1 protein-coding gene is annotated in these 253 nt (G+C 53.4%); it reads left to right on the plus strand.

What is annotated here, in order from left to right; all coding sequences use genetic code 11:
• Positions 1-253, plus strand: a 253-nt coding sequence (locus V5P19_RS24075) for a helicase HerA-like domain-containing protein (RefSeq protein ID WP_334408063.1), incomplete at both ends; no start/stop codon positions are given.

A 253-nucleotide genomic window follows, 5' to 3' on the forward strand; every position in this document is an offset into this window, starting at 1 on the left:
GCCTATGAGATGTTGCAAAAAGGCTTTCAGGCCAGTACCGAGCAGCAAAATAATCCTCCCGCGAAAGGGAAAGAGGTAGCGGTGGATGACGGCATTCTTGGTGGATTGAAGGATATTTTGTTCGGCACTACCGGACCACGCGGCGGGAAGAAAGATGGTGTGGTGCAAACAATGGCCAAAAGCGCCGCTCGCCAAGTGACGAATCAGATTGTACGCGGGATGTTGGGGAGTTTGCTGGGGGGGAGAAGAAGGT

Source organism: Enterobacter sp. UNJFSC 003, from assembly GCF_036903355.1.
Classification (GTDB): domain Bacteria; phylum Pseudomonadota; class Gammaproteobacteria; order Enterobacterales; family Enterobacteriaceae; genus Enterobacter.